Raw genomic sequence first — 2,502 nt, 5'->3', positions numbered from 1 at the left:
TGCCCGTTCGGCGGAACCGCGGAGCGGTTCCACGGGCGCTGCTCTAGCCCCGCAGCGCGAGGTGGGCGAGCAGCCCGCCCGCGCCGGCCAGCGCGACGGCAAGCGCCATCGGCCAGGGCGTGGCGGTGCCGAGCGCGCCCAGCAGCACGCCCATCACCGCGCCGCCGCCGAACTGGATCGTGCCGATCACCGCCGAGGCGCTGCCGGCGAAGCGCCCCATCGGCGCCATCGCCAGCGCAGAGGCCAGCGGCAGCACCGCACCCATCAGCGACATGAACAGGAACAGCGTGCCGAGCAGCGCCCAGAGCGTGCCCAGCCCAACGGCAAGCGGCACCAGCGCCGCCGCGGCGGCGCAGGCCGCGAGCGCGCCGACCAGCAGGCGCTGCGGCGGATGGCGTCGCACCAGGCGCGAGATCACCTGGCTGGCCAGGATCAGGCCGAAGGCGTTGGAGCCGAAGGCGATGCCGTATTGCGTCGGGCTCAGCCCATGCGTGCCCATCAGCGCCTGCGGCGAGCCGACGAGATAGGCGAAGAGGCCGAGCATCGGCACGGCGCCGGCCAGCGCATGCGCCAGGAAGCGCCGGTCGCGCAGGATCTGCAGGTAGACGGCGACCACCTGGGCCGGCCCGTCGCGCCGCCGCCGCTCGGGCGGCAGGCTTTCCGGCAGCGCGATCCACACCAGCAGGAGCGCCAGCATCCCGTAGATGCCGAGCGCCCAGAACAGCGCGCGCCAGCCGGCGAGCGCCAGCAGGAAGCTGCCGAGCATCGGCGCCAGGATCGGCGCCGCGCCCATCACTAGCATCAGCGCCGCCATCATGCGCACCGCGCCGCGATCGTCGCAGAGGTCGCGCACCACCGCCCGCGCGATCACCATGCCCGCGCAGCCGCCGATCGCCTGCAGCAGGCGCAGCCAGAGCAACGCCTCGGCCGAAGCGGCGAGCGCGCAGCCGATCGAGGCGGCGGCGAACAGCGCCAGTCCGCCGAAGATCGGCAGGCGCCGGCCGACACGGTCCGACAGCGGGCCGAAGACGAGCTGCCCCGCCGCGATGCCGATCAGGAAGGCGGCGAGGGTGCGCTGGATCGCCGCCGGCGACGCCGCGAGCGATGCCTCCATCGCCGGGAAGGCCGGGAGATAGAGATCCACGCCGAGCGGCCCGAGGGCCGTCAACGCGCCGAGCAGGGCGGCAAGCCGCCGATAGCCCTCCGGCATGCGCATCCGTCGGTTGTGGTGCGCCGATCGCGTAGCGCGACGCCGCTTGGGCGTCCAGCGCCGCGCCGTTCCGCAGCCGTGCTATCCGCGGTTGCGCTCATGAGCAGGCCTGTCTAGCCTGCGCTCCGACGTAGCCTCCGCGAGTGAGGCGCGTGGGAGGGAGCGTATGGCGAGCGTCTCGGTGCGGCAGGCCCAGAAGTCCTTCGGCAGCACCAGGATCCTGCACGGCGTGGATGTCGAGATCGCCGATGGCGAATTCGTCGTGCTGGTCGGCCCCTCGGGCTGCGGCAAATCCACGCTGCTGCGCATGATCGCGGGCCTCGAGAACATCACCGGCGGCGAGATCGCCATCGGCGGCCGCGTCGTGAACAAGGTGCCGCCGAAGGATCGCGACATCGCGATGGTGTTCCAGAACTACGCGCTCTACCCGCACATGACCGTGCGGGAGAACATGGCCTTCTCGATGAAGCTGGCGAAGGCGCCGCGCGACGTGATGGAGGAGGAGGTCCAGCGCGCGGCGAAGATCCTCGGCCTCGATGCGCTGCTCGATCGCTACCCACGGCAGCTATCCGGCGGCCAGCGCCAGCGCGTGGCGATGGGGCGCGCCATCGTGCGCCACCCGCAGGTCTTCCTGTTCGACGAGCCGCTGTCCAACCTGGATGCCAAGCTGCGCGTCCAGATGCGGTCGGAAATCCGCGAATTGCAGCAGCGGCTCGCGACCACCACGATCTACGTGACGCACGACCAGATCGAGGCTATGACCATGGCCGACCAGATCGTGGTCATGAACGCCGGCCGCATCGAGCAGGCCGGCGCGCCGCTGGCGCTCTACGACAAGCCTGCCAATACCTTCGTCGCCGGCTTCATCGGCAGCCCCGCGATGAACCTGCTGGCAGGCACGACGACGGCGGAGGGCTTCCGTGCGGAAGGCGGCGCGCTGTTGCCGCTGCCGCCGGGCGCGCCGGGCGGCGCCGTCACGTACGGCATCCGCCCCGAGCACCTGATGCTCTCGGATGACGGATTGCCAGCGACGATATCGGTGATCGAGCCGACGGGGTCGGAGACCCAGGTCATGCTCCGCATCGGCGACACGCCGCTGATCGGCGCATTCCGCGAGCGGATCCAGGGCAAGGCAGGCGATACGCTGCGCGTCCAACCCGACCTGTCCCTGGTGCACCTGTTCGGCGCCGACGGCCGGCGGCTGTGACAACGAACTGAGGAGGAGGAAGCCAAGCCATGACCCACATCATCACCCGTCGCTCGGCGCTCGCGCTCGGCGGCGCCGCCATCGC

3 protein-coding genes (1 of these 3 cut by a window edge) are annotated in these 2,502 nt (G+C 71.6%); 2 read left to right on the top strand and 1 reads right to left on the bottom strand.

Going from position 1 to position 2,502, the window contains the following annotated elements:
* Nucleotides 1–43: 43 nt before the first annotated feature.
* Entirely contained in the window at nt 44–1,210 is a 1,167-nt protein-coding gene (locus tag AC1MIR_RS24760; RefSeq protein ID WP_480030840.1) for a multidrug effflux MFS transporter, read from the bottom strand.
* Between the two features lie 166 nt (nt 1,211–1,376).
* On the opposite strand from AC1MIR_RS24760, the gene AC1MIR_RS24755 reads away from it, so the two are divergent.
* Nucleotides 1,377–2,417 carry an ABC transporter ATP-binding protein gene (locus tag AC1MIR_RS24755; RefSeq protein WP_480030839.1) on the top strand — a complete coding sequence of 347 codons (1,041 nt, stop codon included), beginning with the start codon at nt 1,377–1,379 and terminating at the stop codon, nt 2,415–2,417.
* A 29-nt stretch (nt 2,418–2,446) separates the two neighbouring features.
* On the top strand, nt 2,447–2,502 hold the 5' portion of the coding sequence (locus AC1MIR_RS24750) for an ABC transporter substrate-binding protein (protein ID WP_480030838.1). The gene runs 1,297 nt beyond the window's last position; the window shows 56 of its 1,353 coding nt (coding positions 1–56); the start codon lies at nt 2,447–2,449; its stop codon lies off the right edge, out of view.

The organism is Falsiroseomonas sp. RANM36 (assembly GCF_056682175.1).
The sequence above is the reverse complement of the archived record's forward strand: the minus strand, read 5'-3'. Positions and strand labels throughout refer to the sequence as shown.

Bases quoted from the DNA above. Each gene is read 5' to 3' on its own strand.
- AC1MIR_RS24760 (WP_480030840.1), bottom strand. From the start codon at position 1,210: ATGCCGGAGGGCTATCGGCGGCTTGCCGCCCTGCTCGGCGCGTTGACG.
- AC1MIR_RS24755 (WP_480030839.1), top strand. From the start codon at position 1,377: ATGGCGAGCGTCTCGGTGCGGCAGGCCCAGAAGTCCTTCGGCAGCACC.